This window comes from Blastococcus sp. SYSU DS1024, from assembly GCF_054050795.1.
Genome location: NZ_JBJHAA010000011.1, coordinates 14,496 through 40,635, shown reverse-complemented (window position 1 = coordinate 40,635; position 26,140 = coordinate 14,496). Strand labels below are relative to the sequence as shown.

Below are 26,140 nucleotides of genomic sequence, written 5' to 3'. Positions count from 1 at the left end.
TCCGGTGCGAGACTGCGCGGGTGAGCGCACCGGGCACCCCCCGCATCGATCTCAACGCCGACCTGGGGGAGGGGTTCGGCGTGTGGCGGCTGGGCGACGACGACGCGTTGCTGGAGGTCGTGAGCAGCGCCAACGTGGCCTGCGGGTTCCACGCCGGGGACCCGGTCACGATGCGTCGCGTGTGCGGTGCCGCCGTGGCCGGGGGCGTGGCCCTCGGTGCCCAGGTCTCCTACCGCGACCTGGCCGGGTTCGGCCGGCGGTTCGTCGACGTCGCCCCGGACGAGCTCGCCGCCGACGTCCTCTACCAGCTCGCCGCGCTGGACGGCGTGGCCCGGACGGCCGGGGGGCGGGTCTCCTACGTCAAGCCGCACGGGGCCCTCTACAACGCCGTGGTGCACCACGCGGCGCAGGCCCGCGCCGTCGTCGAGGCGGTCGCCGCCTACGACGCCGGGCTGACCGTGCTGGGGCTGCCGGGCTCGGTGCTGCTGCGCACCGCCGCGGCGGCCGGGCTGCCGACCGTGGCGGAGGGGTTCGCCGACCGCGGCTACGCCCCCGACGGCAGCCTCGTGCCGCGCGGGTCGGCGGGAGCGCTGGTGCACGAGCCGGAGGTGGTCGCCGAGCGCGCGGTCCGCATGGCCGCCGAGGGCAGCGTGGTCGCGGTGGACGGCAGCGTGGTCCCGGTCGAGGTGGGGTCGGTGTGCGTGCACGGGGACACGCCGGGCGCGGTGGAGCTCGCGCGGTCGGTGCGGGCAGCGCTGGAGGGGGCCGGGCTCGCGGTCACCCCGTTCACCGGGTGAGCGGTCAGTCGCCGGGGCGCAGGTCCTCCATCGAGCGGCGGCCGGAGAGCAGGGCGGCGGCGATCTCGTCCATGGACCGCCCCGACGTGTAGGCCTCGGTCCGGAGCAGGGCCAGCGCCTCCTCCGGATCGATGTCGTGGGCGACGCCCAGCTTGCCCACCGCCTCCCACACCGCCGCCCGCTGCCGCGGTGCCGGGCCGCGCAGCCAGTCCGGTCCCTCCGCCGGCGTCCAGGTCGACCAGACCGCGGCGTCGCTGAGCGCGGAGCTCACCAGCTCGCCCACCGCGACGGCCTCGAAGACGTCGAGCTCCACGACGGCGGCCGACCGCGTGAAGTACAGGTCGAGGGCCCCCTCGCCGGCGGGGCCCGGGCGCAGGGGGAGGGCGACGACCGCGCGGAAGGGGGTGCCGCCGAGCAGCAGGTCGGCGAAGATCGGCCAGCGGCGGCGCAGCTCCTCCTCGACGGCGAACACCGGCTGGCCGGTGACCTCGGCGGTCGCGCACGGCCCCTCGCCGGCGGTGAACTGCATCCGTTCCGCGCTCGCGGCCACCGGGTCGCTGGCGCCCAGCGGGAGCCGGCGACCGGTGCCGTCCACCAGGACCAGCCCGGCACCGTCGACCCGGAGCAGTTCGGTGCACACACGGCTGAGCCGCAGCGGCAGGGCCTCGGGACCGGCGAGCGCGGGGTCGGACAGCCGCGCCAGAGCGGCGTCGAAGCGCCCCCCTATGGTCATGCCCGATTGTCCGTCCGTGTGGCGCGGCGCACATCCCGGCCGCCTCGTGCGCTCCAGGTCCGCTCGAGGTAGTCGGCCGGCGACGCCGGGTGCCCGAGCCCTCGAGCGGCGACGAGCGGCTCGACCACGAGCAGCAGCCCCGCATGGCGGGGCCAGCACGGTGCTCCAGTGCCACCACCGACCCCGCGACGACGACGGACGCAGCCCGTCGGCCACCGGTGCATTCCTCGGTTCCACCGCCGGCGTGTACTACGGCGGCGTCACAGGGTCACCTGGTGCTCGCGCCCGGTCCGCCACTCGACGAGCACGATGGTGGCGTCGTCCTGCAGCCGGCCTGCCTGGTGGTCCATCACGCTGCGCATGAGCCGGCGGAGCGTCTCAGGCGGGGGGTCGCCGGCCGTCTCCGCGCGGACGACGAAGTCGGCGAGGCGCTCCTCGCCGAAGAACTCGCCCGCCGGCGACCGCGCCTCGGTGATGCCGTCGGTGTGCAGGAGCACCCGGTCGCCCGGGCGCAGCTGCACCTCACAGGTCCGGGCGGGCCCCTGCTGCAGCCCGAGCGGCAGGTCCGGGCGGCAGCTGTGGGCGGGCAGGAGGACGCCGGCGCGCACGACCAGCGGGGAGCCGTGCCCCGCGTTGACCCAGGAGAGCCGGCCGGACTCCAGGTCCAGCCGGGTCAACAGCGCGGTGGCGAACTGGCTGCCGGGGAACTGCCCGGCGATCGCGCCGTTGATCGCCGCCGACATCTCCGGCAGGGACAGCTCGTGCCGGCGGGCCGAGCGGTACGCGCCGACGGCGACCGTGGTCAGCAGCGCCGCGGGCAGGCCGTGCCCCACCGCGTCGAGGACCATGAGGTCGGCGACGGGGCCGTTGACCGCGTAGTCGAAGGTGTCCCCGCCGATCTGGTACGCGGGCTCCAGCGCCGCGGAGATGACGATGCGCTCGGTGCCGAAGGTCAGCGGCGGGATCAGGTCCCACTGGATCTCCGCGGCCAGGCTCAGCGGCCGGGTGCGCCTCAGCCGCGCGAACACGTCGCTGTAGGCGTCCCGGGTGACGTACAACTCGGCGACCAGCGCGGCGAAGGCCCGGCGCTCCTCGTCCTGGTCCGCCGGGGGGTCATCGTCGAAGAGCAGCTCCAGGACGCCGACCCGCTCGGCGCCGTCGAGCAGCGGGAGCCAGAGACGCACCCCGTCGTCGTCGTGGTCGGGGGAGCGGGTCTGCTCGACCCGGCGGAAGGCCAGCCCGCCGACCGAGCCGTCGACGGTCAGCCGGGTGCGCGGTGGGACGCCGGCCCCGCCGACGGGCACGAGGGAGGACTGCTCGTAGTCGGCCAGGTAGACCACGGCCGCGTGGGCCCCGAGGAGCACCGCGTGCCGGGTGACGACCGGGCCGAGCTCGTCGGCGCTCAAGTGGTGCGACGACCGGAGCAGGGACCGCAGCGGGTCCTGCCCGGAGGGGGTCGTCGAGGTCACGGCGGTCCAGCATCCCACCGGCATGCGAACCGGGCGAACGGAGTCGCGCGGCGGGAGGAGCCGTCACGCGCCCGGGTGACGCATGCCCGATCATGGGCGCGTGGGCACGGGTGGGGGAGCGGTGCGCGCGCTTCCCTACGGCGATCGCGCGCTGCTGGTGGAGGCCGCCCACCCCGCCGACGTGCCCGGCCTGCACGCCGCCCTGGTCGCCGCCCCGCTGGCGGGGCAGGTGGACCTGGTGCCCGCCGCGCGCACCGTCCTCGTCCTGCTCGACCGGCCGGTCACCGACCACGACGTGACCACCCTGCGCCGGCTGGCCCCCGCCGCACCCTCGGCGGGACCGGCGCACGCGGCCGTGGTGCTCCCGGTGGTCTTCGACGGACCGGACCTCGCCGAGGTCGCCCGGCTCACCGGGCGGACGGCGGACGCCGTCGTCGCCGCGCTGACCGGGACCGCGCTCACCGTGGCCTTCGGCGGCTTCGCCCCGGGCTTCGGGTACCTGACCGGGCTGCCGGAGGAGCTGCACGTGCCGCGCCGGGTGACCCCGCGCACCCGGGTGCCGGCCGGGTCGGTGGCGCTCGCCGGCCCGTACGCGGGTGTCTACCCGCGTGCGTCGCCCGGGGGTTGGCAGCTGGTCGGGCGCACCGACGCGGTCCTCTTCGACGTCGGGCGGGACCCGCCGGCGCTGCTGGCCCCGGGCACGCCGGTCCGCTTCCGGGCGGTGGGCTGAGTGCTCACCGTGCTGACCCCGGGGCCGTTCGCGACCGTGCAGGACGCCGGGCGGACCGGCTGGGCGTCCGTCGGGGTGCCCCGGTCGGGCGCCGCGGACCGGTCGGCGGCGGCGCTGGCCAACCGGCTGGTGGGCAACACGCCGGCGGCCGCGGTCGTCGAGGCGACGGCCGGGGGGCTGCGGGTCCGGGCCGAGCGCACCCTCCTGGTGGCGGTGACGGGTGCCCCGGTGCCGGTCGTCGTGGACGGGCGTCCGGCGCCGTTCGCCGCGCCCACCACGCTGCGCCCCGGCGCCGTGCTGGGGCTGGGCACCCCGCGCGCCGGCCTGCGCAGCTACCTCGCCGTGCGGGGCGGCGTCGACGTCCCCCCGGTGCTGGGGTCGCGCAGCACCGACTCCCTGTCCGGCCTCGGGCCGGCCGTCCTGACGACGGGTGCGCAGCTGCCGGTCGGCGGGCTGGCGGGGGAGGAGCCGGTCGTCGACGTCGCACCCGTGGGCACGCCGTCGGACCGGCCGGTGCTGCGGGTGCTGCCCGGGCCGCGACGGAACTGGCTCGACGACGCCGCGTGGCCGGCCCTGCTGGCAGCCGCCTGGGCGGTCGGTGCCGACAGCGACCGGGTGGGGGTGCGGCTGACCGGCCCCCGGCTCGGGCGGGCCCGCGACGAGGAGCTGCCCAGCGAGGGGCTGGTGCCCGGCGCGCTGCAGGTCCCGCCCGACGGCGCCCCGGTGCTGTTCCTCGCCGACCACCCGGTCACCGGTGGCTACCCGGTGCTCGCCGTCGTCGTCACCGCGGACCTGCCCGCCGCCGCGCAGCTGCGGCCCGGGGACGTGGTCCGCTTCCGCGGGGCGCGCTGACCGGGATCAACCACCACGCACCGGCAGCACCACCGGGCCGTGCGGGCCCGGCACGATGCGGGCGCGGGCGCCGTAGTGCGCCGACAGGGCGGCGGCGGTGAGCACCTCGCCGGGCGCGCCCTCGGCGGCCACCCTGCCCTCGGCCAGGAGGGTGAGCCGGTCGGCGTACTGCCCGGCGAGGGTCAGGTCGTGCAGGGTGCTCACCACGGTGAGCCCGTCCTGCCGGCGCAGGTGGTCGAGCAGGTCGAGCACCTGCTGGGCGTGGCCGAGGTCCAGCGCCGCGGTCGGCTCGTCGAGCAGCAGCGCCCGCGGCTGCTGGGCCAGCGCCCGCGCGAGCACGGCGCGCTGCTGCTCCCCGCCGGAGAGGGTGAGCACCGCACGGTCGGCCAGGCCGGTCAGCTCCAGCCGGGCCATGACGTCGGCCACCACCGCCCGGTCGACGTCGCGCGGGGCCGCCAGCAGGGGGCGGTGCGGGGTGCGCCCGAGCATGACGTAGTCCCGGGTGCTCACGCCCTCCGGCAGCACCGGCAGCTGCGGCGCGTAGGCCAGCAGGCGGGCCCGGTCCCGCCGTGACATGCCGGTGGTCGGGACGCCGTCGATGCGCACCTCGCCGTGGTGGGCGTGCAGGCCCAGCACCGAGCGCAGCAGCGTCGACTTGCCCGACCCGTTGGGGCCGATGATGCCCAGCCAGCCGCCGGGCGCGACGGTGAACCGCACGGAGGAGAGGACCGGGCGCCGTCCGTAGCCGGCGCTCAGCCCGAGCACCTCGATCCGTGCGCCGCCCGCCGGGTCGGTGGTCATCGGTGCCTCGCCCCCGCCCACAGCAGGCCGGCGAAGAACGGGGCGCCGACGAAGGCGGTGACCACGCCCAGCGGGAGCTCGGCGGGAGCCAGCACCACGCGGGCGAGCAGGTCGGCGAGCACGAGGAAGGCGCCGCCCACCAGCAGCGAGACCGGCAGCACCCGGGAGTTCGCCCCACCGACCAGCCGGCGCACGATGTGCGGCACGACCAGCCCGACGAACCCGATGAGGCCGCTGACGGCGACCGCCGACGCGGTGGCCAGCGAGGCGGCGGCGATGACCAGCAGCCGCAGCCGCCCGGGGTGCACGCCCAAGGAGCCCGCCTCGTCGTCGCCCACGGCCAGGACGTCGAGGGGGCGCGCGCAGGCCAGCAGCACCACCACCGAGATGGCGAGGTAGGGCAGCGCCAGGCCGACGTCGGACCAGTCGGCGCCGCCCAGCTGACCGAGCAGCCAGCCGTACACCTCCCGCAGGTCGTCGGTGTTCTGCTGCTGCACGAGGGTCTGCGCCGCGGCCAGGAAGGCGGCGACGGCGATCCCGGCCAGCAGCAGGGAGGCGCCGTGCGTCCCGCCCGCGGCGCTGCCCAGGGCCAGCGCGCACCCGACGCCCACCAGGGCGCCGGCGAAGGCGGCGAGCGGGACCACCCCGACCGGGCCGACGTACCCGCCCGGCGCGTAGGCGATGACGAGGGTGGCGCCGAGCCCGGCGCCGGCCGCCGCCCCGAGCAGGTACGGATCGGCCAGCGGATTCCGGAAGACCCCCTGGTAGGCCGCGCCGGAGACGGCGAGCGCGGCGCCGACCAGCACCGCGAGCACCACGCGGGGCAGCCGCAGCTCGAGCAGGACCGCGGCCTCGGTGCCGGCCAGCGCCCCGGGCACCTCGAGGCCGAGCGGGCCGAGGGCCCGGTCGAGCAGGGTGGCGACGACACCGCCGGGGGGCAGCGGCACCGCACCTATCCACACCCCCACGAGCGCGACCGCCACGAGGGTTCCGGCCGCACCCGCCGCGACGAGGCCCGCGGACCGCCGCGACCGGACGGCGCCCGGTCCGGCCGGCGCGCGACCGGACCGGGTGCCCTGGGTGGTGCTCATGCGCCGGGTCAGCCCCGCAGCGTCTCGGCGACCGCCTCGGTGAAGTCGGCCACACGCGGGCCCCACCGGGAGGCGATGTCGTCGTCGGCCTCGAGGATCCGGCCCTCCTGCACCGCCGGCACGGTGTCGAACGCCGGCCGCTGGGCCACGGTCGCGGCGCTCTCGCCGCAGCACTCGGTGTCGGCCAGCACGATCAGCTCCGGCGCCTGGTCGACGACGTACTCGGCCGACAGCTGCGGGTAGCCGCCGCCGGCGTCCGGCGCGCCGTCGGCGATGTTCTCCAGGCCGAAGAGCTCGTAGACGCTGCCGATGAAGGTGGCGCTCGTCGCGGAGTACAGCGACGGGTCCAGCTCGTGGTAGACCCGGGTGCCGGCGACGTCGTCGGGCACCGAGTCGACCGCCGCCTCGATCCGCTCCTGCACGTCGGCGACCACCTCGCCGGCCTCCTCGGGGTGCCCGGTGGCCTCGCCGAGGGTCTCCAGCTGCTCGTAGCTGTCCTCGAGGCTCTCGGCCGCACCGAGGACGAGGGTGGGGACCTCCAGCCGGTCGAGCGCGTCCACGATGCCGTTGAGGTCGTCGCTCAGCACGACCAGGTCGGGGGAGTAGGCGGCGACGGCCTCGGCGCTGGGCGTGAAGGCGGACAGCTCGGTCGTCGGGGCCTCGGCCGGGAAGTCCGAGGTGCTGTCGACGGCCTCGACCTGCTCGCCGGCGCCGATGGCGAAGAGCATCTCGGTGGCGGTGGCCGACAGCGAGACGATGTTCTCCGGCCGCTGCTCGAGGGTGAGCTCGCCGTCGTCTCCGGTGACGGTGACCGGGAAGGCATCGGTGCCCGCGCCGGCCGATCCGCCGGCCGGTCCGGCGGGGGTGTCACCACCGCCGCAGGCGGCGAGGGTGAGCAGCAGGGCGAGGGCGGACGCGGTGGGCGCGAGGCGCGGGGCCGTCGAGGACGCCCGGGCGTGGGTTCGGGGCACGAGTTGCCTCCCGTGGAGGCGGCGAGCGTCGCCTCCGAGCTGCCCGACGCCCGATGCGCGACCCTTGCCGCGAGGGTCGGTGACATGGCGCAGGCAGGCGATCTGGCTCGACCACCCACGGGTGGTCATCACAGTTGCGGGACAGCACCGGGGTCGCACCGGACTTCGCTGGGGATGCGCCGCCGGCACACGGGCCGGCGGCGCTCACGGTACCAGCGCGGCTCAGCCGCGGGCGGCGAGCACGGTCGAGTACACCTCGACGGTGCGCTCCGCGACGGCGGTCCAGCCGAACTCCGCGAGCACCCGCTCCCGGCCGGCGGCGCCCATCGCGGCGGCCCGGTCCGGATCGGCCAGCAGCTCGCCGGTGCGGGCCGCCAGGCCGGCGGCGAAGCCGGCCGGGTCCGCCTCGTCGTAGGGCACGAGCAGCCCGGTGCGGCCGTCGTCGACGACCTCCGGGATGCCACCCACGGCGCTGGCGACGACCGCGGTGCCGCACGCCGCCGCCTCGAGGTTGACGATGCCCAGCGGCTCGTACACCGACGGGCACACGAACACCGTGGCACCGGTGATCAGCGGCACCAGCTGCTCGCGCGGCAGCATCGCCTCGATCCACACCACGCCGTCGCGCCGGGCCTGCAGCTCGGCGACGGCGTCGGCGACCTGCTGCCGCTCGGCGGGGGTGTCGGCCGCCCCCGCGCAGAGCACGAGACCGGCGTCGGCGGGCAGCTGGTCGGCCGCGGCCAGCAGGTGCGCGAGCCCCTTCTGCCGGGTGATCCGGCCGACGAACAGCGCGTACGGCCGGTCGGGGTCCACCCCGAGCCCGCGGACCACCTCCGGGGCGTGCACCGGGCGGTAGGCCTCCGCGTCGACCCCGTTGTGGACGACGTGCACCCGGGCCGGGTCCAGCTCGGGGTAGACGGCGAGCACGTCCTCCCGCATGCCCGCGCTCACCGCGATCACCGCGTCGGCGGCCAGGTAGGCGGTGCGCTCGGCCCAGGAGGACAGCCGGTAGCCGCCGCCGAGCTGCTCGGCCTTCCACGGGCGGCGCGGTTCCAGCGAGTGGGCGGTGACGACGTGCGGCACGCCGTGCACCAGCGCGGCGAGCAGCCCGGCCGTGTTGGCGTACCAGGTGTGGCTGTGCACGAGGTCGGCCCCGGCGAGCGCGGCGGCGATCTCGACGTCGACCCCGAGGGCCTGCAGGGCCCCGTTGGCGTCGGACAACCCGGCGGGCACGGCGTGCGCGGTCGCGTCCGCCCGTGCGCCGCCGAAGCAGTGGACGTCGAGCCGCGGTCCGTCGGGCAGCGCGCGCAGCGCCGACACCAGGTGCTCGACGTGCACCCCCGCGCCGCCGTAGACGTCCGGCGGCCACTCTCGCGTGACGATCCCGATGCGCACGCCGTCACCCTAGGAGGACGGCGTCCTCCCCACTCGTCGCACGCCCGGGGCGCCGGTCGCGCTCACCCGTTCGGGAGGGCGCCGGGCCCGCGTGCGGCGGGGGAGCGGCCCAGCCGCTACCTTGCGGACATGCGCGGCGGTCCACGGGTGCTCGGCATCGTCCTGGCGGGCGGTGAGGGGAAGCGGCTGGCTCCGCTGACCCAGGACCGCGCGAAGCCGGCCGTCCCGTTCGGGGGCAACTACCGGCTCATCGACTTCGTGCTCTCCAACCTGGTCAACGGCGACATCCGGCAGATCGCCGTGCTCACCCAGTACAAGAGCCACAGCCTCGACCGGCACATCACCCAGACCTGGCGGATGTCCAGCCTGCTCGGCAACTACGTGACGCCGGTACCGGCCCAGCAGCGCCTCGGTCCCCGCTGGTACACCGGCAGCGCCGACGCGATCTTCCAGAGCCTGAACCTGATCTACGACGAGCGGCCGGAGATCGTCGTCGTCTTCGGCGCCGACCACGTCTACCGGATGGACCCCCGGCAGATGCTCGACCAGCACCTGCAGACCGGGGCCGGGGTCACCATCGCGGGGCTGCGGGTGCCGCGGCGGGAGGCGACCGAGTTCGGCGTCATCGACTCCGACGCCGAGGGCAGGGTGCGCGGCTTCCTGGAGAAGCCGGCCGACCCGCCCGGTCTGCCCGACTCGCCCGAGGAGAGCTTCGCCTCCATGGGCAACTACGTCTTCACCACCGACGCCCTGCTCGAGGCGCTGCGCACCGACGCGGAGGACCCGGACTCGGTGCACGACATGGGCGGTTCGATCATGCCCATGCTGGCCGAGGCGGGGGAGGCGTGGGTCTACGACTTCTCCACCAACGTGGTGCCCGGCGCGACCGAGCGCGACCACGGCTACTGGCGCGACGTCGGGACCATCGACTCGTACTACGACGCCCACATGGACCTGGTCTCGGTGTCGCCGGTGTTCAACCTCTACAACGACCGCTGGCCGATCTACACCCTCCCGCCGCAGCTCCCGCCGGCGAAGTTCGTCCTCGGTGGCCGCGCCGAGGAGTCGATGGTCAGCGCCGGCGCCATCATCGGCGGCGGTTCGGTGCACAACTCCGTCATCTCGCCCGGGGTCCGGGTGGAGCGCGGCGCCCGGGTCGAGGACAGCGTCGTCATGGACGGCGCCTACATCGGGGAGGGTGCGCAGGTCCGGCGGGCGATCCTGGACAAGAACACCGTCGTGCCCGCGGGTGCGCGGATCGGTTTCGACCACGACCTGGACCGGGAGCGCTACCACGTCAGCGCCGGTGGGATCACCGTGCTCGGCAAGGGTGCCCGCGCCTTCCTGTAGCGGCGCCCGTCCTCGTCAGCTGCGCTTGGTGGCGACGAGCAGGCCGGTGCCGATCGGCAGGACGGCGGGCAGCAGGGTCTCGTCGTCCCGGATCGTGCGGGCGATCTCCCGCCAGGCCACCGACTGGGGGTCCCGGGCGGTGCGGTCGGCGACCCGGCCGCCCTCGAGCAGCCCGTGGCAGGTCAGGGTGCCGCCGACCCGCACCAGGGCGAGCAGCGCGGCGAGGTGCTCGGCGTACTCGCGGGGCGGGCCGGCGCAGCAGACCATGTCGTAACCGCCGGGCGAGAGCCGCGGGAGCACCTCGCCGGGGGTGCCGAAGATCAGCCGCGCCCGGCTGGCGGGCACGCGCGCCTCGGCGAGGGCGGCGCGCGCCGCGCGCAGCTGCTCGGGATCGCCGTCCAGCGCGGTCAGCACCCCGTCGGGCCGCATGCCGCGCAGCAGCCACAGCGCGGCCAGCCCGCCACCGCTGCCGATCGAGACCACCGAGCGGGCACCGCTCGTGGCGGCGAGGACGGCCAGGGTGGCGCCCACCGGGGGCTCCACCGGGACCGCCCCGGACAGGAACTGGGCGCGGCGCCGGGCGGCCAGCATCTCGGGGGACTCGGCGGCGAAGCGGTCGGCGTAGGCGGCGCCCGGGTCGGTGCCGCCCCCGGGCGGCGGCTGATCGGCGCTCATCACCGGCCGAGGGTAGTTCCCGGGACCGGGACCGCCGCGTGCGCGGGCGCACCTGTGCGTCTGCTGGGAGTGCCGGTGCGCGGGAACACGGGTGTGCCGATCGGCCGTTGATCCAGGCGTGCGACTCAAGCGTGCCGTGCCCGGACCAGCCGACGCCGGGGAGGTCGCGGGCGGCCCCGTCTGCGATCCTGGTGGTGTGCCCGAGGCCACCGCCCCGCAGTCCGCCGCTCCCGCGGCGGAGCAGGAGGGCTGGGTGGCGCCGTCCTGGGAGCAGGTCGTCCGCGACCACTCCGCCCGGGTGTACCGGCTGGCCTACCGCCTGTCGGGCAACCCCCAGGACGCCGAGGACCTGACGCAGGAGACCTTCGTCCGGGTGTTCCGCTCGCTGGCCGACTACTCGCCGGGCACCTTCGAGGGCTGGCTGCACCGGATCACCACGAACCTGTTCCTCGACATGGTCCGGCGCCGGCAGCGGATCCGGTTCGACGCGCTGCCCGACGACACCGAGCGGCTGCCGGGCCGCGCGCCGAGCCCGGAGCAGGTCTACGCCGACACCCACCTCGACCCCCAGGTGCAGGCGGCGCTCGACGCGCTGTCCCCGGAGTTCCGGGTGGCGGTCGTCCTCTGCGACATCGAGGGGCTGACCTACGAGGAGATCGCCGCCACGCTGGGCATCAAGCTCGGCACCGTGCGCAGCCGCATTCACCGGGGGCGGGTGCAGCTGCGCGAAGCGCTGGCCCACCTGGCCCCGCGCCGGCCGGGCGTCCCGGGGGAGGTGCGGGCGTGAGCGGGCTCGCGTGCTCACCGGGGAGCGCAGCAGCGCCGCGGACGCGGCCGACGAGCGCCGGCGAGGAGGACTCGTGAGCATCCCGGAGAGCCACCTGGCCCAGGAGGCGATCGCCGCGCTGGTCGACGGCGAGCTCTCGGCCGGGCCCGCCGGACGGGCGGCCCGCCACCTCGCCGGCTGCGCCTCCTGCCGGATGGCCGTGGCCGCGCAGCGCGAGGCCAAGGAGGCCCTCCACGGCTCCGCCGACGTGGCCATGCCCGGTGACCTGCTGTCCCGGCTGTGCGCCATCCCCTTCACCGCCGAGGTACCGGGGGCCGGCACCGGCCCCGGGGGGTTGAGCGCCTCGGCCGGGGAGCTGACGGTCACGGGCAGCTCCGGCGCCTTCTCCGTCGATCTCACCGAGGGGGCGCACCGGCGCGCGTCGTCCGGCCACCGCTGGTTCCGCCGGGGTGTCGCCGGGACGATCGTCGGGCTGGGGGCCGGGGTGACGGCGCTGGCGCTGACCCTGCCGCCCGACGAGGGCCGCGCGCCCGCGGCCGACCCCGTGCAGCCCGGGCAGCACACCGAGGTCGCGCCGCCGGTGCTGCGGACGGTGACCATCGGTACCGCCGGTGGCCTCGGCTCCCCGGGCGGCACCCCCTGAGCAGCACGCGGCGCGACGCCCCGGGGGATGCGGAGGCCGGCGACGCCGCCTACGCGCGGCCCGAGGGCCAGGCCGGCGCCTTCGACGAGGAGACGGCCCCCCGCGTGGCGCCCGGCCGGGTCCGCGCCCCCCAGCCCACCCCCGCGCAGGCCGGTGCCTTCGGCCGCCCGGAGCACGTGGCCGGCAGCTTCGCCGGCGGTCGCCCCACCCTCCCGCCGCGCCCGGCGCCGCCCCCACCGCCCGAGGCGCTGCTGCGCGCCTTCGCCCCACCCGCTCCGGGGCGGGGCGGGCTGCAGGAGCCGCCGGGCGGGCGCCCCGGGCGGCGGCGCACCGCCACCGGCCCGTGGTGGAAGGCCGACGCCCGTGAGGACCCCTGGCGCGATCCGTCGTCCCCCGCCGGGCTGGGCGCGCCCGCCGTCTACGACGAGGAGCGCCAGCCCGGCCCCGTCGTCGTGGACGCCCGTGGCAGCCGCAAGCTGCGGCTGCGGGACCTCTCCGTGCGCCTCACCACGCTGGCCGTGCTCTGCCTGCTGGTCGTGGGCCTCGTCGGCGGCGGCGTCGGCTGGTACCTCACCCGCGCCGCGGACGAGGCGCCCCTCTACACGCCGGGCACCACCCTGGCCCAGGTCGAGCCGGGCGCGCCCCGCGAGCAGGGCTCGGTGTCGGACATCGCCGAGGCGGTGATCCCGGCGGTCGTCTCGATCGAGGTGCGCGTCGGCCAGGGCGGTGCCACCGGTTCCGGGGTCGTGATCGACGGCGAGAACGGCTACATCGCCACGAACAACCACGTCATCTCCGGTGCAGACGGCGTCGAGGGCGCCGAGATCCGGGCGGTCTTCTCCGACGGCAGCGGGTCCGCCGCGCGCATCGTGGGCCGCGACCCGGCCAGCGACCTCGCCGTCGTCAAGGTGGAGAAGCCCGGCCTGGTGACGGCCGCGCTGGGCCGGTCGGGTGATGTCGTGGTCGGCGACCCGGTGGTGGCGATCGGCTCGCCGCTGGGTCTGGCGGGCACCGTCACCAGCGGGATCGTCAGCGCGCTGGACCGCCCGGTCCGGCTCTCCGGCGAGGGCACCGACACCAATGCGGTGATCAGCGCGGTGCAGACCGACGCGCCGATCAACCCGGGCAACTCCGGCGGGGCGCTGGTCGACGCGAGCGGGGCGCTCGTCGGCATCAACACCGCGATCGCCTCGACCGGCGCCGGCGGGTCGATCGGCCTCGGTTTCGCGATCCCGGTGGACACGGTGAAGCGGATCGTCGAGCAGCTCATCGCCACCGGCTCGGCCGTGCACGCCACGCTTGGCGTCAACGCCCGCTCGGTCACCGACGGCACCCGCGACGGCGCCCTGGTCGTCAACGTCGAGCCGGGCAGCCCCGCGGCCGAGGCGGGCATCCGCGAGGAGGACGTCATCATCGCCGTCGGGGACACGCCGGTCGGCAGCTCCGAGGAGCTGGCCGTCGCCGTCGACGCCCGGCAGCCGGGTGACGTCGTCACGGTCGAGCTCGTGCGTGGCGGGAGCTCGCGCACGGTCGAGGTGACGCTCGGCGCCGCCTAGGACCGGCGGCGGCTACGCTGGCCACCGGTAGCGCTGGCGGCCGGAGGAACAGGGAGCGCGGTGTTCGACTCGATCGGCTGGGGCGAGATCTTCGTGCTGGCGCTCGCCGCCCTGTTCATCTTCGGGCCCGAGCGGCTGCCCGACCTGGCGCGCGAGGCCGCCGCCGGGCTCAAGCGGTTGCGCGGTGCCGTCACCGGCATGCGCACCCAGGTCAACGATTCCCTCGGCGACGACTTCGCCGACCTGCGGGACCTCGACCTGCGCAAGTACCACCCGCGGACGTTCATCCGCGAGCAGCTGCTGGGTGACGACGACGAGGTCCGCGTACCCGCCGCCACGGCGAACGGTGCGACGGCCGCCACGGTGGTCGCCGCGCAGCTGCGCGACCGCAGCGTCCCCCCGCCGTTCGACATCGACGCCACGTAGCGGCGAGAGGCCCGGAGGGTCCCCGAGGAGCTACGTCGAGCCCCCCTGCGGGGCACGCCGAGGAGCGGGGCCCGGAGGGTCCCCGACGAGAGCTGGGCACGGCTCAGCGCAGGTCGGGGACGGCTCCTGGCCGCGGTCGTCGTCCGGAGGCCGACAGATGACTCAGCGCTTGACGGGGGTGAGCCCGAGGCTCATCCCGGAGAGCCCGCGCTGGCGGACGGCGAGCCCGTCGGCGATCTTCTCCAGGGCCTGCGCCGCTGCCGACTCGGGCTCGGCGAGCACGATGGGCGCACCGGCGTCGCCGGCCTCGCGCAGCCGGGTGTCCAGCGGGATCTGGCCGAGCAGCGGGACGCGCGCACCGAGGGTGCGGGTGAGCGCGTCGCTGACGGTCTGTCCCCCGCCGGAGCCGAAGACCTCGACGCGCGAGCCGTCGGGGAGCTCCATCCAGCTCATGTTCTCGATGACGCCGACGACCTGCTGGTGGGTCTGGGTGGCGATGGCGCCGGCCCGCTCGGCCACCTCGGCCGCGGCCAGCTGCGGGGTGGTGACGACGAGGATCTCGGCGTTGGGCAGCAGCTGGGCGATGGAGATGGCGACGTCACCGGTGCCGGGGGGGAGGTCCAGCAGCAGCACGTCGAGGTCGCCCCACCAGACGTCGGCGAGGAACTGCTGCAGCGCGCGGTGCAGCATCGGCCCGCGCCACACGACCGGCGTGTTGCCCGGGGTGAACATGCCGATCGAGATGACCTTCACGCCCATCGACTGCGGCGGCATGATCATGTTGTCGACCTGGGTGGGCTTGTCGTCGACGCCCAGCATGCGCGGCACGGAGTGGCCGTAGATGTCGGCGTCGACGACGCCCACCGCGAGGCCACGCTTGGCCAGGGCCGCGGCGAGGTTCACGGTGACGCTGGACTTGCCGACGCCGCCCTTGCCCGAGGCGACGGCGTAGACGCGGGTGAGCGAGCCGGGCTGGGCGAAGGGGATCACCGGGTCCGCGGCGTCGGTGCCGCGGACCGTCTTCCGCAGCTCGGCGCGCTGCTCGTCGTTCATCACGTCGAGAGCGACCTGCACCGACGTCACCCCGGGGACCGCGCCCACCGCCTGGGTGACCCGGTTGGTGATGGTCTCCCGCATGGGGCAGCCGGCGACGGTCAGGTACACCTCGACGGCGACCGAGCCGTCGGGCCCGATCCGCACGTCCTTGACCATGCCGAGCTCGGTGAGCGGGCGGTTGATCTCCGGGTCCTGGACGGTGGCCAGAGCGGCGTTGACGGCGTCGAACGCCGGCGTGCCGGTCAGCTGGTCGGACATCGTGTTCGTCTGTCTCCTCACGAGCGGGGGACCGACGGCGTCCGGTGGTCGGGGCCGGAGCGGCGACCCGCGCGATCGGTCGCCTGCCACTGTACGGCGGGTGGGGTCGCCGTCCCCCCGGCGGAGGGTGATCTATCGCGCAGCCGGGCGCGTCCTAGGGTCGGGGCCGTGCCGGCCGACCGCTCCCAGACCCTGCGCGACGCCGTGGGGCTGGGTCTGGCGGTCGGGCTCTACGGCGTGGCGTTCGGCGCCGCGGCCGACGCGGCCGGGCTGGACGTCTGGCAGGCGATGACCCTCTCGGCGCTGATGTTCACCGGGGCCTCGCAGTTCGCGCTCGTCGGTGTCCTGGGCGCGGGGGGCAGCGCGCCGGCCGCGGTGGGCAGCGCCCTGCTGCTCGGCACGCGCAACACCGTCTACGGCGTCCGCATGGCCCCGCTGCTGGCGCCCCGTGGGCCGGCCCGCCGGGCCGGTGCGGCGCACTGGGTGATCGACGAGACGACGGCGATGGCCGTGGCCGCGCCCGACCGCGAGCTGGGCCGGCTGGCCTTCTGGGCCACCGGCGCCACCATCTACCTCGGCTGGAACGTCACGACGCTGATCGGCGTGCTGGGCGCCTCCGAGCTCGGTGGGGCGGCCGAGGCGGCGCTGGACGCCGTCGTCCCCGCGGCCTTCCTCGCGCTGCTGTGGCCGCGGCTGCGCGCCGGCTTCCCGGAGGCGGGGGTCCAGCGCCGCGTCGCCCTCGGCGGAGCGGTGGTGGCGCTGGCCCTGACGCCGTTCGTCCCCGCCGGCGTGCAGGTCGTCGCCGCGGTGGTGGCGGTCGCGCTCGCCGGCCGGCCGCGGACGGAGGTCCGCCCGGCATGACCGGCACCGCGGTGTGGACGGCGGTCCTGGTGGCCTCGGCCGGCTGCTACCTGCTGAAGCTGGCCGGGATGTCGGTGCCCGCCGCGTGGGTGGAGCAGCCGTGGGTGGCCCGGGTCGTCGACTTCGTGCCCGCCGCGCTGCTGGCTGCGCTGGTCGTGGTCCAGGGCCTGACCAGCGGGGACCGGCTCGTGGTCGACGGGCGGCTGGCCGGGCTGGCGGTCGCCGCGCTCGCGCTGGCCCTGCGCGCGCCGTTCATCGTGGTGCTCCTGCTCGCCGGCGCGGCGGGTGCGCTGGTGCACGTCGTCGTCACGTGACCCGGCCGCGGGGCGCGCCGCACGTGCAGTTCTCCCGCGCCCTCGGCCAGGATCGCGAGGTGACCGAGGTGACCGAGGTGACCGGGGATGCGGCGCCGGGGCGAGCGGCCACCCGTGGGGTGGCGCTCCCGCGGCTCGCCGGTCTCGCCGTCCTCGGCGGGGTCGCCGGCGTGGCGGCCAAGCTGGGCGACGAGTCGGGGTGGCGGTGGGCCGCCGACCTCGGGACGTACCCGGCGGCCTGGGTGCTCGTGGTGGCGCTGATCGGGCGGTTCGCGCCCGGCGTCGCCTCGGCCGCGGTCCGTGCGGCCGTCTTCTTCGCCGCGATGACCGCCGCCTACTACGGCTGGGCGGTCGTCGTGCTCGGCTTCGGCTACGAACCCGAGCTGATCGCCGCCTGGCTGCTGCTCTCGGCGACCGCGGTGGCGGTGTTCGCGGCGGTCTGCTGGTGGGCCTCCCGCCGGCCGGGCCCGCTGCCCGGGGCGCTGCTGGCGCTGGCGGCGGGGACGGCCCTGGCGAACGGCGCCGTACGTGGCTTCTGGCTGGAGCGGACCGGCAGCGACGTGGTGCTGCACCCGGTGCAGGCGGTCGTGGAGGTCGCCGTCGTCCTGGTCGTCGTCCTGCTGCTGCCCCGCCGGCGCAGCACCCGGCTGTGGGCGCTGGGGCTGCTGCTCCCCATGGCCTGGCTGGCGCAGGAGCTGCTCGACCGCCTGTACGGGACCGGTCTCGTCCGCTGACCGGCCGGTCCCCGCATCGCTCCGCGGGGCCATGGGCGGGACGCCGGACCGCTCGGCTCCCCGGACGACGTCGACCTGCTGCGCGCGACGCGGGCGTTCCCCGGCCCGACGTGACCGGCGGCCTGCGGGCGTTCCCCGGCCCGACGTGACCGGCGGCCTGCGGGCGCCCGGGGGATTGGGTGGCCGATCGGGGGGCACGGCAGCGGTGCCCGACCCCGACGAATCGGAGGAACCATGCAGTACCGCGAGATCACCACCCCGGGAGCCGGCGCGGGAGGCGAGAGCACCTACGTCGTCATCCTCGATGAGGGGGACGACGCGGTGGCGGCGCTGACCTCGTTCGCGCAGGAGGAACAGCTGTCCGCCGCCCAGGTCACGGCCGTCGGCGCCTTCCGGCGCGCGGTGGTCGGCTGGTTCGACCGGCAGACCAGCGACTACCGGCGGGTCACCGTCGGCCAGCAGTGCGAGGTGCTCTCGCTGATCGGCGACGTCGCCCTGGGCACCGACGGTCAGCCGGCGCTGCACCTGCACGCCGTCCTCGGCCTGGCCGACGCCACCACGCGCGGCGGCCACCTGCTCGAGGGCGAGGTGTGGCCCACGCTGGAGGTGGTGGTCCGGGAGAGCCCGGCGCACCTGCGCAAGACGATGCGCCCGGAGATCGGGCTGGCGCTGATCGACCTGGACCGCGCCGAGCACTGAGCGGGCTCAGGAGACCGGGTCGCGCTTCTTCTTGATCTTCTTCTCGCGCCGCTCGGTGTCCTCGCCGCCGTCGCTGACCAGCCGGTTCAGCTCGCTGCGGATGAAGTCGCGGGTGGCGAGCTCGCCGACGGCCACGCGGAGCGAGGCCAGCTCGCGGGCGAGGTACTCGGTGTCGGCGCGGTTCTGCGCCGCCCGGGCGCGGTCCTCCTCGGCCTGCACGCGGTCGCGGTCGGCCTGCCGGTTCTGCGCCAGCAGGATCAGCGGGGCGGCGTAGGCGGCCTGGGTCGAGAAGGCCAGGTTGAGCAGGATGAAGGGGTAGGGGTCCCACCGCAGCTGGACGGCGAACACGTTGAGGCTGATCCAGACGACGACGAGGATCGTCTGGACGGCCAGGAACCGCCCGGTGCCCAGGAACCGCGCGATGCCCTCGGCGAACTGCCCGACGGCGTCGGGGTTGAGCCGCAGGAAGCTGCCGAACCGGCGCGCGCCACCGCGGGGGACGTCGAGCCGGGGACCGTCAGCCACGGCGGGCCCGTTCCCGCCAGTCCTCGGGCAGCAGGTGGTCGAGGACGTCGTCGACGCTCACCGCGCCGACGAGCCGGCCCTGGGCGTCGACCACGGGCGCGGCCACCAGGTTGTAGGTGGCGAAGTAGTGGGTCACCTCCGCCAGCGGCGCCTCGGGTCGCAGCGGCTCGAGGTCGTCGAGCACCCCGCTGACCAGCGTCGACGGGGGCTCGCGCAGCAGCCGCTGGATGTGCGCCAGCCCCAGGTAGCGGCCCGTCGGTGTGGCCGACGGCGGCCGGCAGACGTACACCTGGCTGGCCAGCGCCGGGGTGATCTCCTCTTCCCGGACCCGGGCGAGCGCCTCGGCGACGGTGGCGTCGGGGGCGAGGATGACCGGCTCGCTGGTCATCATCCCGCCGGCGGTGTCCTCCGAGTACTTGAGCAGCTGGCGCACCGACTCGGCCTCGTCCGGCTCCATGAGCTCCAGCAGCCGGTCGCGGTCGACGTCGTGCAGCTCCGACAGCAGGTCCGCGGCGTCGTCGGGGTCCATCTCCTCGAGGACGTCGGCCGCCCGGCGCTCCTCCAGGGTGCCCAGGATGGTGATCTGCTCGGCCTCGGGGAGCTCGCCCAGGACGTCGGCCAGCCGCTCGTCGTCCATCGCCTCGGCGACCTCGTGCCGGCGCTTGATCGGGAGCTCCTGGAGCGCGTGCGCCATGTCCGCGGCGTTCAGCTCCCGGTAGGTGGCGATCAGCGTCTCGGCGCCCTGGCCGGCCGGCGACAGCGCCAGTCCGGTGACCTCGTCCCACTCGAGCTGGTGCAACTGCCCGCGCCGGCCGATGCGGCCGGGCTCCTGGACGGCGACCCGGGACAGCAGCCAGTCACCGGTGCGGGTCTGCTCCATGCCGGCGTCGACGACCGTGGCGGGGCGACCGGACTCGTTGATCGTCACCTGCCGGTCGAGCAGCTCGCCGAGCACGAGGGTCTCGCCGGCCCGCTGCTCGAACCGCTTGAGGTTGAGCGTGCCCGACGCCAGCATCACCGCCCCCGGGTCCAGCGCCGTCACCCGGCCCATCGGCACGAAGATCCGCCGCCGGGCGACGACCTCGACCACCAGGCCGAGGACGCGGGGGCAGGCGGTGCCCACGCGCAGCCCGACGACGACGTCGCGGACCTTGCCGATCCGGTCGCCGTTGGGGTCGAACACCGTCAGCCCGGCGAGCCGGGAGACGTACGCCCTGGTCGCCGTCGTCACCGAATCTCCTCGCTGCCCGGAGGCGCCCCCAGCTCGTCGGCCCCGCGACCCACGGCTCCCGTCCTTGCGAGCCCTCGCAAGCGCGGTCTCGGCGAAGGCTACCGTCGGGGCCGTGACTGCCCCGGTTGCGCTGGAGTACGAGGTCGTCGACGTGTTCGCCCCGCGGGCGTTCGCCGGGAACCCGCTGGCCGTGGTCTTCGACGCCGACGAGCTCACGACGCAGCAGTGCCAGGCCCTGGCGAACGAGTTCCAGCTCTCGGAGACCTCGTTCCTGTGCGCCCCCACGGAGCCCGGCGCCGATTACCGGGTGCGGATCTTCACGCCCTACGCCGAGCTGCCCTTCGCCGGCCACCCGAGCGTCGGCGCGGCGCACACCCTGGTCCGCACCGGGCGGCTGCCGGCGGGGACGCTGCGCCAGGAGTGCGGCGCCGGGGTGCTCGACGTGGTGGTGGACGACGGCGGCGCGACGCTCTCCGGTGGCCGGCCGACGCTGCAGGACGGGCCCGCACCCGCTGCGCTCGCCGCGGCGCTCGGGCTGGACGCGGCCGACGTCACCGGGGTCCCGTCCGACGTCGCCGGCTGCGGCCTGCCCTTCGGTTACCTGTCCGTGTGCCCCGACGCGGTCGATCGGGCCGAGCCCGACCGGGTGGCCCTCGCCGGGCTCGCCGTCGGGGAGGGCGTGTCGGTGCTGTCCTGGGACGGCGCGACCGCGACCGCCCGCGCGCGCGTCTTCGCCCGCGACCTGAACTGGGGCGAGGACCCGGCCACCGGCTCCGCCGCCCTCGGCGCGGGGGTGTGGCTCGTCGAGAGCGGTCTGGTGGCCGGGGACGGGACGACGTCGTTCACCGTGCGGCAGGGCGAGCGGATGGGGCGCCCCTCGGTCCTCGGGTGCACCGTCACCGCGGCCGGCGGGCGGGCGGTCGCGACCACCGTGCGCGGAGCCGTCGTCCCGGTGGCGAGCGGCCGGATCCGGGTGCCGTCCTGAGCGCGCCCGCCCCGGCGTCCTCCGCCTGGGCGCTGCACCGCCCGGGGAGCCGGGACGTCGGGCTGCTGTCCCTCGCCGTCATCGGCGTCTCGCTGTCGGCGCCGCTGACCGCGATGGTCACCGCGCCGATGCTGGCGCTGGCGTTCTGGCGCAACGCGGCCGGCGCGGCCGCGCTCGTGCCGGTGCTGCTCACCCGCGAGCGCGCCACGCTGGCCGGGCTGCGGGCGCGGGACCTGCGCAGCTCGGTCGTCGCGGGGCTCTTCCTCGCGGCGCACTTCGCCGCGTGGCTGCCCAGCCTGTCGATGACGACGGTGGCCGCGTCGGTCGCGCTGGTCACCACCACGCCGATCTGGACGGCGCTGGCGGCCCGGATCGCCGGGGTGCGGCTGCCGGCCGCGGTCTGGTGGGGCCTGCTCCTGGCGTTCGCCGGCGTCGTGCTCATCGTCGGGGTGGACGTCACGGTGAGCGCCGAGGCGCTGGCGGGCGACGCGCTGGCCCTGCTCGGGGCGATCTGCGCCGGCGGGTACGTGCTGGCCGGAGCGCGCGCCCGCCGCCGGCTGGCGACCTCGGCCTACGCCGTCGTCTGCTACTCCGTGTGCGCCGTCGTGATCGCGGTCGCGGCGCTGCTCGTCGATGCCCCGCTGGCCGGGTTCGAGGCCCGGGACTGGTGGCTGATCGCGGGCATCACCGTCTCCGCGCAGCTGTTCGGGCACACGCTGCTCAACCTGGTGCTCTCGTCGGTGGGCCCGACCGTCGTCAGCCTCGCCGTCCTGCTCGAGGTGCCCGGCGCGCTGCTGTTCGCGCTCGTCCTGCTCGGCCAGGTGCCGCCGCTGCTGGCGCTCCCCGGTGTCGTGCTGGTGGTGGCCGGGGTGGCGCTGGTCGTGCGGGCCGGCCGGCCGCAGACGCTGGTGGAACCGGGTACCTGAGGAGGGCGCCGGCGCCGGTGATCAACGCCGCTGTGTGGGTCGCGGCGGCCGTCGTTACCCTCCGGTAGCCGAACTTTCCGACCCTCTCGCGGAGGCACCGTGGCCGAGCTCCGATCCCGTCGTTCCAACCTGGCCGTCCCGGGCAGCAACCCCCGGTTCCTGGAGAAGGCCAAGGGCCTCCCCGCCGACCAGGTGTTCCTCGACCTGGAGGACGCCTGCGCGCCGCTGGCCAAGCCCGGCGCCCGCAAGAACATCGTCGCGGCGCTGAACGAGGGCGGCTGGGGCGACAAGATCCGCACCGTCCGGGTCAACGACTGGACGACGGAGTGGACCTACCGCGACGTCATCGAGGTCGTCGAGGGCGCCGGCGCCAACCTCGACTGCATCATGCTGCCGAAGGTCGTCGACGCCGCCCAGGTGCGTGCGCTCGACTTCCTCCTCACCCAGATCGAGAAGACCAACGGCCTGCCCGTCGGGCGCATCGGCATCGAGGCGCAGATCGAGACGGCGCAGGGCCTGATCAACGTCAACGACATCGCGTTCGCCAGCGACCGCATCGAGACGATCATCTTCGGCCCCGCCGACTTCATGGCCAGCATCAACATGAAGTCGCTCGTGGTCGGCGCCCTGCACCCGGACTACCCGGGCGACCCGTTCCACTACATCCTCATGCAGATCCTCATGGCCGCCCGCGCCCGCGGCGTGCAGGCCATCGACGGCCCCTTCCTGCAGGTGCGTGACGTCGACGCGTTCACGGAGGTCGCGAAGCGGTCGGCCGTCCTCGGCTTCGACGGCAAGTGGGTGCTGCACCCCGGCCAGATCGACGCCGCCAACGAGATCTACGCGCCGTCGCAGGAGGACTACGACCACGCCGAGCTCATCCTCGACGCCTACGACTGGTACACCTCCGAGGCCGGCGGCAAGAAGGGCTCGGCGATGCTCGGCGACGAGATGATCGACGAGGCCAGCCGCAAGATGGCCCTGGTCATCGCCGGCAAGGGCCGGGCAGCCGGCATGTCGCGGACGTCGTCCTTCACCCCGCCCGAGGACTGAGGCGCCACGACGCGGCGGCTCCGGAGCGATCCGGGGCCGCCGTTCGTCGTTCTCGCTACCTGCGCCAGAACAGGTGGTGGGTCACGCCGCTGGGGCTCGGCACGACCTCGCGGTGGAAGCGGTCGAGCAGGTCGTCCGGTGACTCCCACAGCCGGACGCCGGAGCCAATCGTCACCGGCGAGACCGCCACGTGCAGGGTGTCGACGAGATCGGCGGCGAGGAACTCCCGGATGACGGTGGCGCCGCCACCGAGCCGCACGTCCTTGCCCGCGGCCGCCGCGCGCGCCTGCGCGAGCACCGTTCCCGGGTCGGCGTCCACGAAGTGGAACGTGGTGTCCGAGAGCGTGAACGAGGGCCGGACGTGGTGGGTCATCACGAACACGGGCGTGTGGAAGGGCGGCTCGCCACCCCACCGGCCCTGCCAGTCGAGGTCCTGCCACGGCCCGCGGTGCGGGCTGAATTTGTTGCGGCCCATGATCTCCGCGCTGATGCCGTGGGCGAAGTCGCGGGTGAAGTAGTCGTCGAGCCCGCGGCTGCCCCCGGGTTCGGAGCGGTTCGGGAAGCTCGCGGTGGCGAGGGCCCAGGCCATCAGCTCCCTGGGATCGGCGGAGCCGAACGGCCGCTCGAGGCTCTGATCCTCCCCGGCGCCGAAGCCATCGCTGGAGACCGTGAAGTTCTGCACCCTGAGCAGTTGAGCCACCGTTGCCCCTCTCGTCGTCGGTGGAGGGGGGACCGCTGGAGCGCCCGGAACTCATCGCCGCCAACGGCGAGCGGCGATCAGGGGCCGAAGCCGGTGCTGGTCAGCGCCGCGAACGCGACGATCCAGAGCACGATCATGAGCACGAAGAAGCCGGTGACCAGCCCGCCGACGATGATCCCGGCCAGCGCCAGGCCGGCCCCCTCCTCGCCGGTCTCGCGGATCTGCCTGCGGGCGATGACGCCGAGCACCAGCCCGACGGGCGCGAAGACGAAGGCCATGACCAGGGCGAGGATCGCCAGGGTGTTGGTCGGCCGGCCCCACTGCGGCGGGCCGTACCCGGGCGGCGGGCCGTAGCCGGGCGGACCGTAGGGCTGCCCGTAGCCGGGCGGTGGGCCGTAGCCGGGCGGTGGGCCGTAGCCGCCCTGCGGCGGGTCGTCACGGTTGGTCACCGCCGCACGCTAGCCCGCGCCGGTCTCCTCCGGCTCGACCACCGCGCCCTCGCCCGGCATCCCCCGCTCCCGGCTCCGCGGCGCCCCGCCGCGCGGCCACTCCCGGAAGCGGGTGAACGCGATGGGGAGCCCGCGGGCGACGGTCAGGTCGGCGCTGTCCATGGCCTGCAGGTGCAGGTGCGGCTGGGTCGAGTTGCCGGAGTTCCCGCACTCGGCCAGCGGCTGGCCGGCGTAGACCTCGTCGCCGACCGCGACCTGCAGCGAGCCGGCCCGCAGGTGCGCCAGCGCCACGAACCGGCCGGGCGCCGGCAGGGCGATGACGACGTGGTTGCCCGCGACGGCGGGGACCCCCTGGCGCAGCCGCCCGGCCTGGCCCAACACGTAGCCGAGCAGGGCGACCTGGGAGCGGCGTGCCCCGTGGTCCGGCTCGCCGTCGTGCACGTGGACGACGACGCCACCGGCCGGGGCGAGGACCGGCCGGCGGAAACCCACGAAGCGCTCCGGCGGTTCGACGGCCAGGAGCGTCCGCCAGTCGCGGGTGGCGGCGGACCGGTGCCGGTCGTCGACGGGGACGAAGTCGACGGCGTACCGCTCGCCGAGCACGTCGACGCCGTGGGACGGCACCCGTCGCGCCGGGCTGTTCTGCGTCAGCCAGCGGCCGCGGAACGGCAGGGCGAGCTCCACCTCGGGCGGCCCGCCGACCGGCGCCGATGCCTCGGCCATGCCGCCGAGCGTAGGGGGCGGGCGGGTCGCGCTCGCCGGTCCGCCGCGCGCGGGAGTGACCGAGCGCACGCAGAGCCGGGGGACCGGGTGCCCCATACTCACCGGTAACCCGGACACCGGCGTCCCCGAGGAGCGAACCTGTGACCCGTCTGGCCCAGACCGCCGACCTGACCGACATCCAGCGCGAGATCCTGTCGACGGTCAGGAGCTTCGTCGACCGCGAGATCATCCCGAACGCGCAGGAGCTCGAGCACGGCGACACCTACCCGCAGGAGATCGTCGACGGGCTCAAGGAGCTGGGCATCTTCGGGCTGATGATCCCGGAGGAGTACGGCGGCCTCGGCGAGTCGCTGCTCACCTACGCGCTGGTGGTCGAGGAGATCGCCCGCGGATGGATGAGCGTCTCCGGCGTCATCAACACCCACTTCATCGTGGCGTACATGCTCAAGCAGCACGGCACGCAGGAGCAGAAGGAGTACTACCTGCCCCGCATGGCCACCGGTGAGGTGCGCGGCGCCTTCTCGATGTCCGAGCCGGGGCTGGGCTCCGACGTCGCCGGCATCCGCACCAAGGCGGTCAAGCAGGCCGACGGGAACTACGTCATCGACGGCCAGAAGATGTGGCTGACCAACGGCGGCAGCTCCACGCTGGTGGCCGCGCTGGTGCGCACCGACGAGGGCGCCGAGAAGGCCCACCAGAACCTCACGACCTTCCTGGTGGAGAAGCCGGCCGGCTTCGGCGAGGTCAAGCCCGGGCTGACCATCCCCGGCAAGATCGACAAGATGGGCTACAAGGGCGTCGACACCACCGAGCTGGTGTTCGACGGCTACCAGGCGGGTGCCTCCGACATCCTCGGCGGCGAGCCCGGCCGGGGCTTCGCGCAGATGATGGACGGCGTCGAGGTCGGCCGGGTGAATGTCGCCGCCCGCGCCTGCGGCATCTCGATCCGCGCCTTCGAGCTCGCCGTCGCCTACGCTCAGCAGCGGGAGACCTTCGGCAAGCCGATCGCCCAGCACCAGGCGATCGCCTTCCAGCTGGCCGAGATGGCCACCAAGGTCGAGGCCGCGCACCTGATGATGGTCAACGCCGCCCGCCTCAAGGACGCCGGCAAGCGCAACGACGTCGAGGCAGGCATGGCCAAGCTGATCGCCAGCGAGTACTGCGCCGAGGTCACCACGCAGTCCTTCCGCATCCACGGCGGCTACGGCTACTCCAAGGAGTACGAGATCGAGCGCCTCATGCGCGAGGCGCCGTTCCTGCTCATCGGCGAGGGCACCAGCGAGATCCAGAAGACGATCATCAGCCGCGGTCTGCTCAAGGAGTACAAGCTCAAGGGCTGAAACCCGTTGA

At 75.4% G+C, this 26,140-nt stretch carries 29 protein-coding genes; 16 read left to right on the top strand and 13 right to left on the bottom strand.

All coding sequences use genetic code 11. From position 1 onward, the window contains the following. Positions 1–20: 20 nt before the first annotated feature. The gene (locus ACI79S_RS11805) at positions 21–797 is read left to right on the top strand and encodes a LamB/YcsF family protein (RefSeq protein WP_456593625.1); all 777 of its coding nucleotides are present in this window, start codon (positions 21–23) and stop codon (positions 795–797) included. A 4-nt stretch (positions 798–801) separates the two neighbouring features. Here the strand turns inward: ACI79S_RS11805 and ACI79S_RS11800 are convergent, their stop codons facing one another. Beyond that, a complete protein-coding gene (locus ACI79S_RS11800; RefSeq protein WP_456593624.1) occupies positions 802–1,530 on the bottom strand; it encodes an ANTAR domain-containing protein in 729 nt (242 codons plus the stop codon). A 260-nt stretch (positions 1,531–1,790) separates the two neighbouring features. Then, positions 1,791–2,999: a PP2C family protein-serine/threonine phosphatase gene (locus ACI79S_RS11795; RefSeq protein WP_456593623.1), complete on the bottom strand. Its 1,209-nt coding sequence runs from the start codon at positions 2,997–2,999 to the stop codon at positions 1,791–1,793. Between the two features lie 121 nt (positions 3,000–3,120). Between ACI79S_RS11795 and ACI79S_RS11790 the strand changes: the two genes are divergently transcribed. Further along, a complete protein-coding gene (locus tag ACI79S_RS11790; protein ID WP_456593622.1) occupies positions 3,121–3,729 on the top strand; it encodes a 5-oxoprolinase subunit B family protein in 609 nt (202 codons plus the stop codon). After that, entirely contained in the window at positions 3,730–4,581 is an 852-nt protein-coding gene (locus ACI79S_RS11785; RefSeq protein WP_456593621.1) for a 5-oxoprolinase subunit C family protein, read from the top strand. It begins immediately after the preceding gene. A gap of 6 nt (positions 4,582–4,587) precedes the next feature. Here the strand turns inward: ACI79S_RS11785 and ACI79S_RS11780 are convergent, their stop codons facing one another. The 4 genes from ACI79S_RS11780 to glgA all read right to left on the bottom strand — a co-directional run bounded on the left by ACI79S_RS11780 (position 4,588) and on the right by glgA (position 8,839). Beyond that, positions 4,588–5,382 carry an ABC transporter ATP-binding protein gene (locus tag ACI79S_RS11780; protein WP_456593620.1) on the bottom strand — a complete coding sequence of 265 codons (795 nt, stop codon included), beginning with the start codon at positions 5,380–5,382 and terminating at the stop codon, positions 4,588–4,590. Beyond that, positions 5,379–6,473, bottom strand: a complete 1,095-nt coding sequence (locus ACI79S_RS11775; RefSeq protein ID WP_456593619.1) for a FecCD family ABC transporter permease — start codon at positions 6,471–6,473, stop codon at positions 5,379–5,381. Before ACI79S_RS11775 ends, ACI79S_RS11780 begins: the two co-directional genes overlap by 4 nt. A gap of 8 nt (positions 6,474–6,481) precedes the next feature. Next, on the bottom strand, positions 6,482–7,444 hold the full coding sequence (locus ACI79S_RS11770) for an ABC transporter substrate-binding protein (protein ID WP_456593618.1): 963 nt from the start codon (positions 7,442–7,444) through the stop codon (positions 6,482–6,484). 222 nt (positions 7,445–7,666) lie between these two features. After that, positions 7,667–8,839, bottom strand: coding sequence for a glycogen synthase (gene glgA / locus ACI79S_RS11765; protein ID WP_456593617.1), 1,173 nt, complete (start codon positions 8,837–8,839; stop codon positions 7,667–7,669). 129 nt (positions 8,840–8,968) lie between these two features. Between glgA and glgC the strand changes: the two genes are divergently transcribed. Then, positions 8,969–10,189 (top strand): glucose-1-phosphate adenylyltransferase, encoded by a 1,221-nt coding sequence (gene glgC / locus ACI79S_RS11760; protein WP_456593616.1) that lies wholly within the window; start codon positions 8,969–8,971, stop codon positions 10,187–10,189. A gap of 15 nt (positions 10,190–10,204) precedes the next feature. On the opposite strand, the gene ACI79S_RS11755 is transcribed toward glgC, so the two are convergent. Next, complete coding sequence (locus tag ACI79S_RS11755; RefSeq protein WP_456593615.1) at positions 10,205–10,864, bottom strand: O-methyltransferase; 660 nt, start codon at positions 10,862–10,864, stop codon at positions 10,205–10,207. Between the two features lie 196 nt (positions 10,865–11,060). On the opposite strand from ACI79S_RS11755, the gene sigE reads away from it, so the two are divergent. From sigE to ACI79S_RS11735, 4 genes are all read left to right on the top strand, one after another. Then, a complete protein-coding gene (sigE, locus tag ACI79S_RS11750; protein ID WP_456593614.1) occupies positions 11,061–11,651 on the top strand; it encodes an RNA polymerase sigma factor SigE in 591 nt (196 codons plus the stop codon). Between the two features lie 73 nt (positions 11,652–11,724). Beyond that, positions 11,725–12,294, top strand: a complete 570-nt coding sequence (locus ACI79S_RS11745; RefSeq protein ID WP_456593613.1) for an anti-sigma factor family protein — start codon at positions 11,725–11,727, stop codon at positions 12,292–12,294. Between the two features lie 104 nt (positions 12,295–12,398). Then, positions 12,399–13,850 carry a S1C family serine protease gene (locus ACI79S_RS11740; RefSeq protein ID WP_456593612.1) on the top strand — a complete coding sequence of 484 codons (1,452 nt, stop codon included), beginning with the start codon at positions 12,399–12,401 and terminating at the stop codon, positions 13,848–13,850. A gap of 60 nt (positions 13,851–13,910) precedes the next feature. Then, positions 13,911–14,276, top strand: a complete 366-nt coding sequence (locus tag ACI79S_RS11735) for a twin-arginine translocase TatA/TatE family subunit (RefSeq protein ID WP_456593611.1) — start codon at positions 13,911–13,913, stop codon at positions 14,274–14,276. A 162-nt stretch (positions 14,277–14,438) separates the two neighbouring features. On the opposite strand, the gene ACI79S_RS11730 is transcribed toward ACI79S_RS11735, so the two are convergent. Then, positions 14,439–15,590, bottom strand: a complete 1,152-nt coding sequence (locus ACI79S_RS11730) for an Mrp/NBP35 family ATP-binding protein (RefSeq protein ID WP_456593610.1) — start codon at positions 15,588–15,590, stop codon at positions 14,439–14,441. A 168-nt stretch (positions 15,591–15,758) separates the two neighbouring features. On the opposite strand from ACI79S_RS11730, the gene ACI79S_RS11725 reads away from it, so the two are divergent. The 4 genes from ACI79S_RS11725 (at position 15,759) to ACI79S_RS11710 (ending at position 18,198) form a co-directional block, all read left to right on the top strand. Continuing rightward, positions 15,759–16,451: an AzlC family ABC transporter permease gene (locus tag ACI79S_RS11725; protein WP_456593609.1), complete on the top strand. Its 693-nt coding sequence runs from the start codon at positions 15,759–15,761 to the stop codon at positions 16,449–16,451. After that, complete coding sequence (locus ACI79S_RS11720; RefSeq protein WP_456593608.1) at positions 16,448–16,765, top strand: AzlD domain-containing protein; 318 nt, start codon at positions 16,448–16,450, stop codon at positions 16,763–16,765. The genes ACI79S_RS11725 and ACI79S_RS11720 overlap by 4 nt, the downstream gene beginning before the upstream one ends. A 59-nt stretch (positions 16,766–16,824) precedes the next feature. Then, on the top strand, positions 16,825–17,499 hold the full coding sequence (locus ACI79S_RS11715) for a DUF6518 family protein (protein WP_456593607.1): 675 nt from the start codon (positions 16,825–16,827) through the stop codon (positions 17,497–17,499). 234 nt (positions 17,500–17,733) lie between these two features. Continuing rightward, a complete protein-coding gene (locus tag ACI79S_RS11710) occupies positions 17,734–18,198 on the top strand; it encodes a PPC domain-containing DNA-binding protein (RefSeq protein WP_456593606.1) in 465 nt (154 codons plus the stop codon). A gap of 6 nt (positions 18,199–18,204) precedes the next feature. Here the strand turns inward: ACI79S_RS11710 and ACI79S_RS11705 are convergent, their stop codons facing one another. Further along, complete coding sequence (locus ACI79S_RS11705; protein ID WP_456593605.1) at positions 18,205–18,723, bottom strand: DUF1003 domain-containing protein; 519 nt, start codon at positions 18,721–18,723, stop codon at positions 18,205–18,207. Then, positions 18,716–19,954 carry a magnesium transporter MgtE N-terminal domain-containing protein gene (locus ACI79S_RS11700; protein WP_456593604.1) on the bottom strand — a complete coding sequence of 413 codons (1,239 nt, stop codon included), beginning with the start codon at positions 19,952–19,954 and terminating at the stop codon, positions 18,716–18,718. The genes ACI79S_RS11705 and ACI79S_RS11700 overlap by 8 nt, the downstream gene beginning before the upstream one ends. Positions 19,955–20,066: 112 nt before the next feature. On the opposite strand from ACI79S_RS11700, the gene ACI79S_RS11695 reads away from it, so the two are divergent. The 3 genes from ACI79S_RS11695 to ACI79S_RS11685 all read left to right on the top strand — a co-directional run bounded on the left by ACI79S_RS11695 (position 20,067) and on the right by ACI79S_RS11685 (position 22,918). Further along, positions 20,067–20,939, top strand: coding sequence for a PhzF family phenazine biosynthesis protein (locus tag ACI79S_RS11695; protein ID WP_456593603.1), 873 nt, complete (start codon positions 20,067–20,069; stop codon positions 20,937–20,939). After that, positions 20,843–21,865, top strand: a complete 1,023-nt coding sequence (locus tag ACI79S_RS11690; RefSeq protein ID WP_456593602.1) for a DMT family transporter — start codon at positions 20,843–20,845, stop codon at positions 21,863–21,865. The genes ACI79S_RS11695 and ACI79S_RS11690 overlap by 97 nt, the downstream gene beginning before the upstream one ends. A 99-nt stretch (positions 21,866–21,964) precedes the next feature. Further along, positions 21,965–22,918 (top strand): HpcH/HpaI aldolase/citrate lyase family protein, encoded by a 954-nt coding sequence (locus ACI79S_RS11685; protein WP_456593601.1) that lies wholly within the window; start codon positions 21,965–21,967, stop codon positions 22,916–22,918. A gap of 55 nt (positions 22,919–22,973) precedes the next feature. Here ACI79S_RS11685 and ACI79S_RS11680 read toward each other — a convergent pair whose 3' ends face one another. The 3 genes from ACI79S_RS11680 to ACI79S_RS11670 form a co-directional block, all read right to left on the bottom strand. Further along, positions 22,974–23,618: a dihydrofolate reductase family protein gene (locus ACI79S_RS11680; RefSeq protein WP_456593600.1), complete on the bottom strand. Its 645-nt coding sequence runs from the start codon at positions 23,616–23,618 to the stop codon at positions 22,974–22,976. Between the two features lie 77 nt (positions 23,619–23,695). Continuing rightward, on the bottom strand, positions 23,696–24,067 hold the full coding sequence (locus tag ACI79S_RS11675; RefSeq protein ID WP_456593599.1) for a DUF4190 domain-containing protein: 372 nt from the start codon (positions 24,065–24,067) through the stop codon (positions 23,696–23,698). A gap of 9 nt (positions 24,068–24,076) precedes the next feature. Then, positions 24,077–24,790 (bottom strand): M23 family metallopeptidase, encoded by a 714-nt coding sequence (locus ACI79S_RS11670; RefSeq protein ID WP_456593598.1) that lies wholly within the window; start codon positions 24,788–24,790, stop codon positions 24,077–24,079. Positions 24,791–24,930: 140 nt separating this feature from the next. Between ACI79S_RS11670 and ACI79S_RS11665 the strand changes: the two genes are divergently transcribed. Further along, positions 24,931–26,130, top strand: coding sequence for an acyl-CoA dehydrogenase family protein (locus ACI79S_RS11665; protein WP_456593597.1), 1,200 nt, complete (start codon positions 24,931–24,933; stop codon positions 26,128–26,130). Positions 26,131–26,140: the final 10 nt, after the last annotated feature.

Excerpts from the sequence above, each read along its gene's own strand:
- ACI79S_RS11800 (WP_456593624.1), bottom strand. The coding sequence starts at position 1,530 with ATGACCATAGGGGGGCGCTTCGACGCCGCTCTGGCGCGGCTGTCCGAC.
- ACI79S_RS11780 (WP_456593620.1), bottom strand. The coding sequence starts at position 5,382 with ATGACCACCGACCCGGCGGGCGGCGCACGGATCGAGGTGCTCGGGCTG.
- ACI79S_RS11775 (WP_456593619.1), bottom strand. The coding sequence starts at position 6,473 with ATGAGCACCACCCAGGGCACCCGGTCCGGTCGCGCGCCGGCCGGACCG.
- glgC (WP_456593616.1), top strand. The coding sequence starts at position 8,969 with ATGCGCGGCGGTCCACGGGTGCTCGGCATCGTCCTGGCGGGCGGTGAG.
- ACI79S_RS11755 (WP_456593615.1), bottom strand. The coding sequence starts at position 10,864 with ATGAGCGCCGATCAGCCGCCGCCCGGGGGCGGCACCGACCCGGGCGCC.
- ACI79S_RS11730 (WP_456593610.1), bottom strand. The coding sequence starts at position 15,590 with ATGTCCGACCAGCTGACCGGCACGCCGGCGTTCGACGCCGTCAACGCC.
- ACI79S_RS11720 (WP_456593608.1), top strand. The coding sequence starts at position 16,448 with ATGACCGGCACCGCGGTGTGGACGGCGGTCCTGGTGGCCTCGGCCGGC.
- ACI79S_RS11710 (WP_456593606.1), top strand. The coding sequence starts at position 17,734 with ATGCAGTACCGCGAGATCACCACCCCGGGAGCCGGCGCGGGAGGCGAG.
- ACI79S_RS11670 (WP_456593598.1), bottom strand. The coding sequence starts at position 24,790 with ATGGCCGAGGCATCGGCGCCGGTCGGCGGGCCGCCCGAGGTGGAGCTC.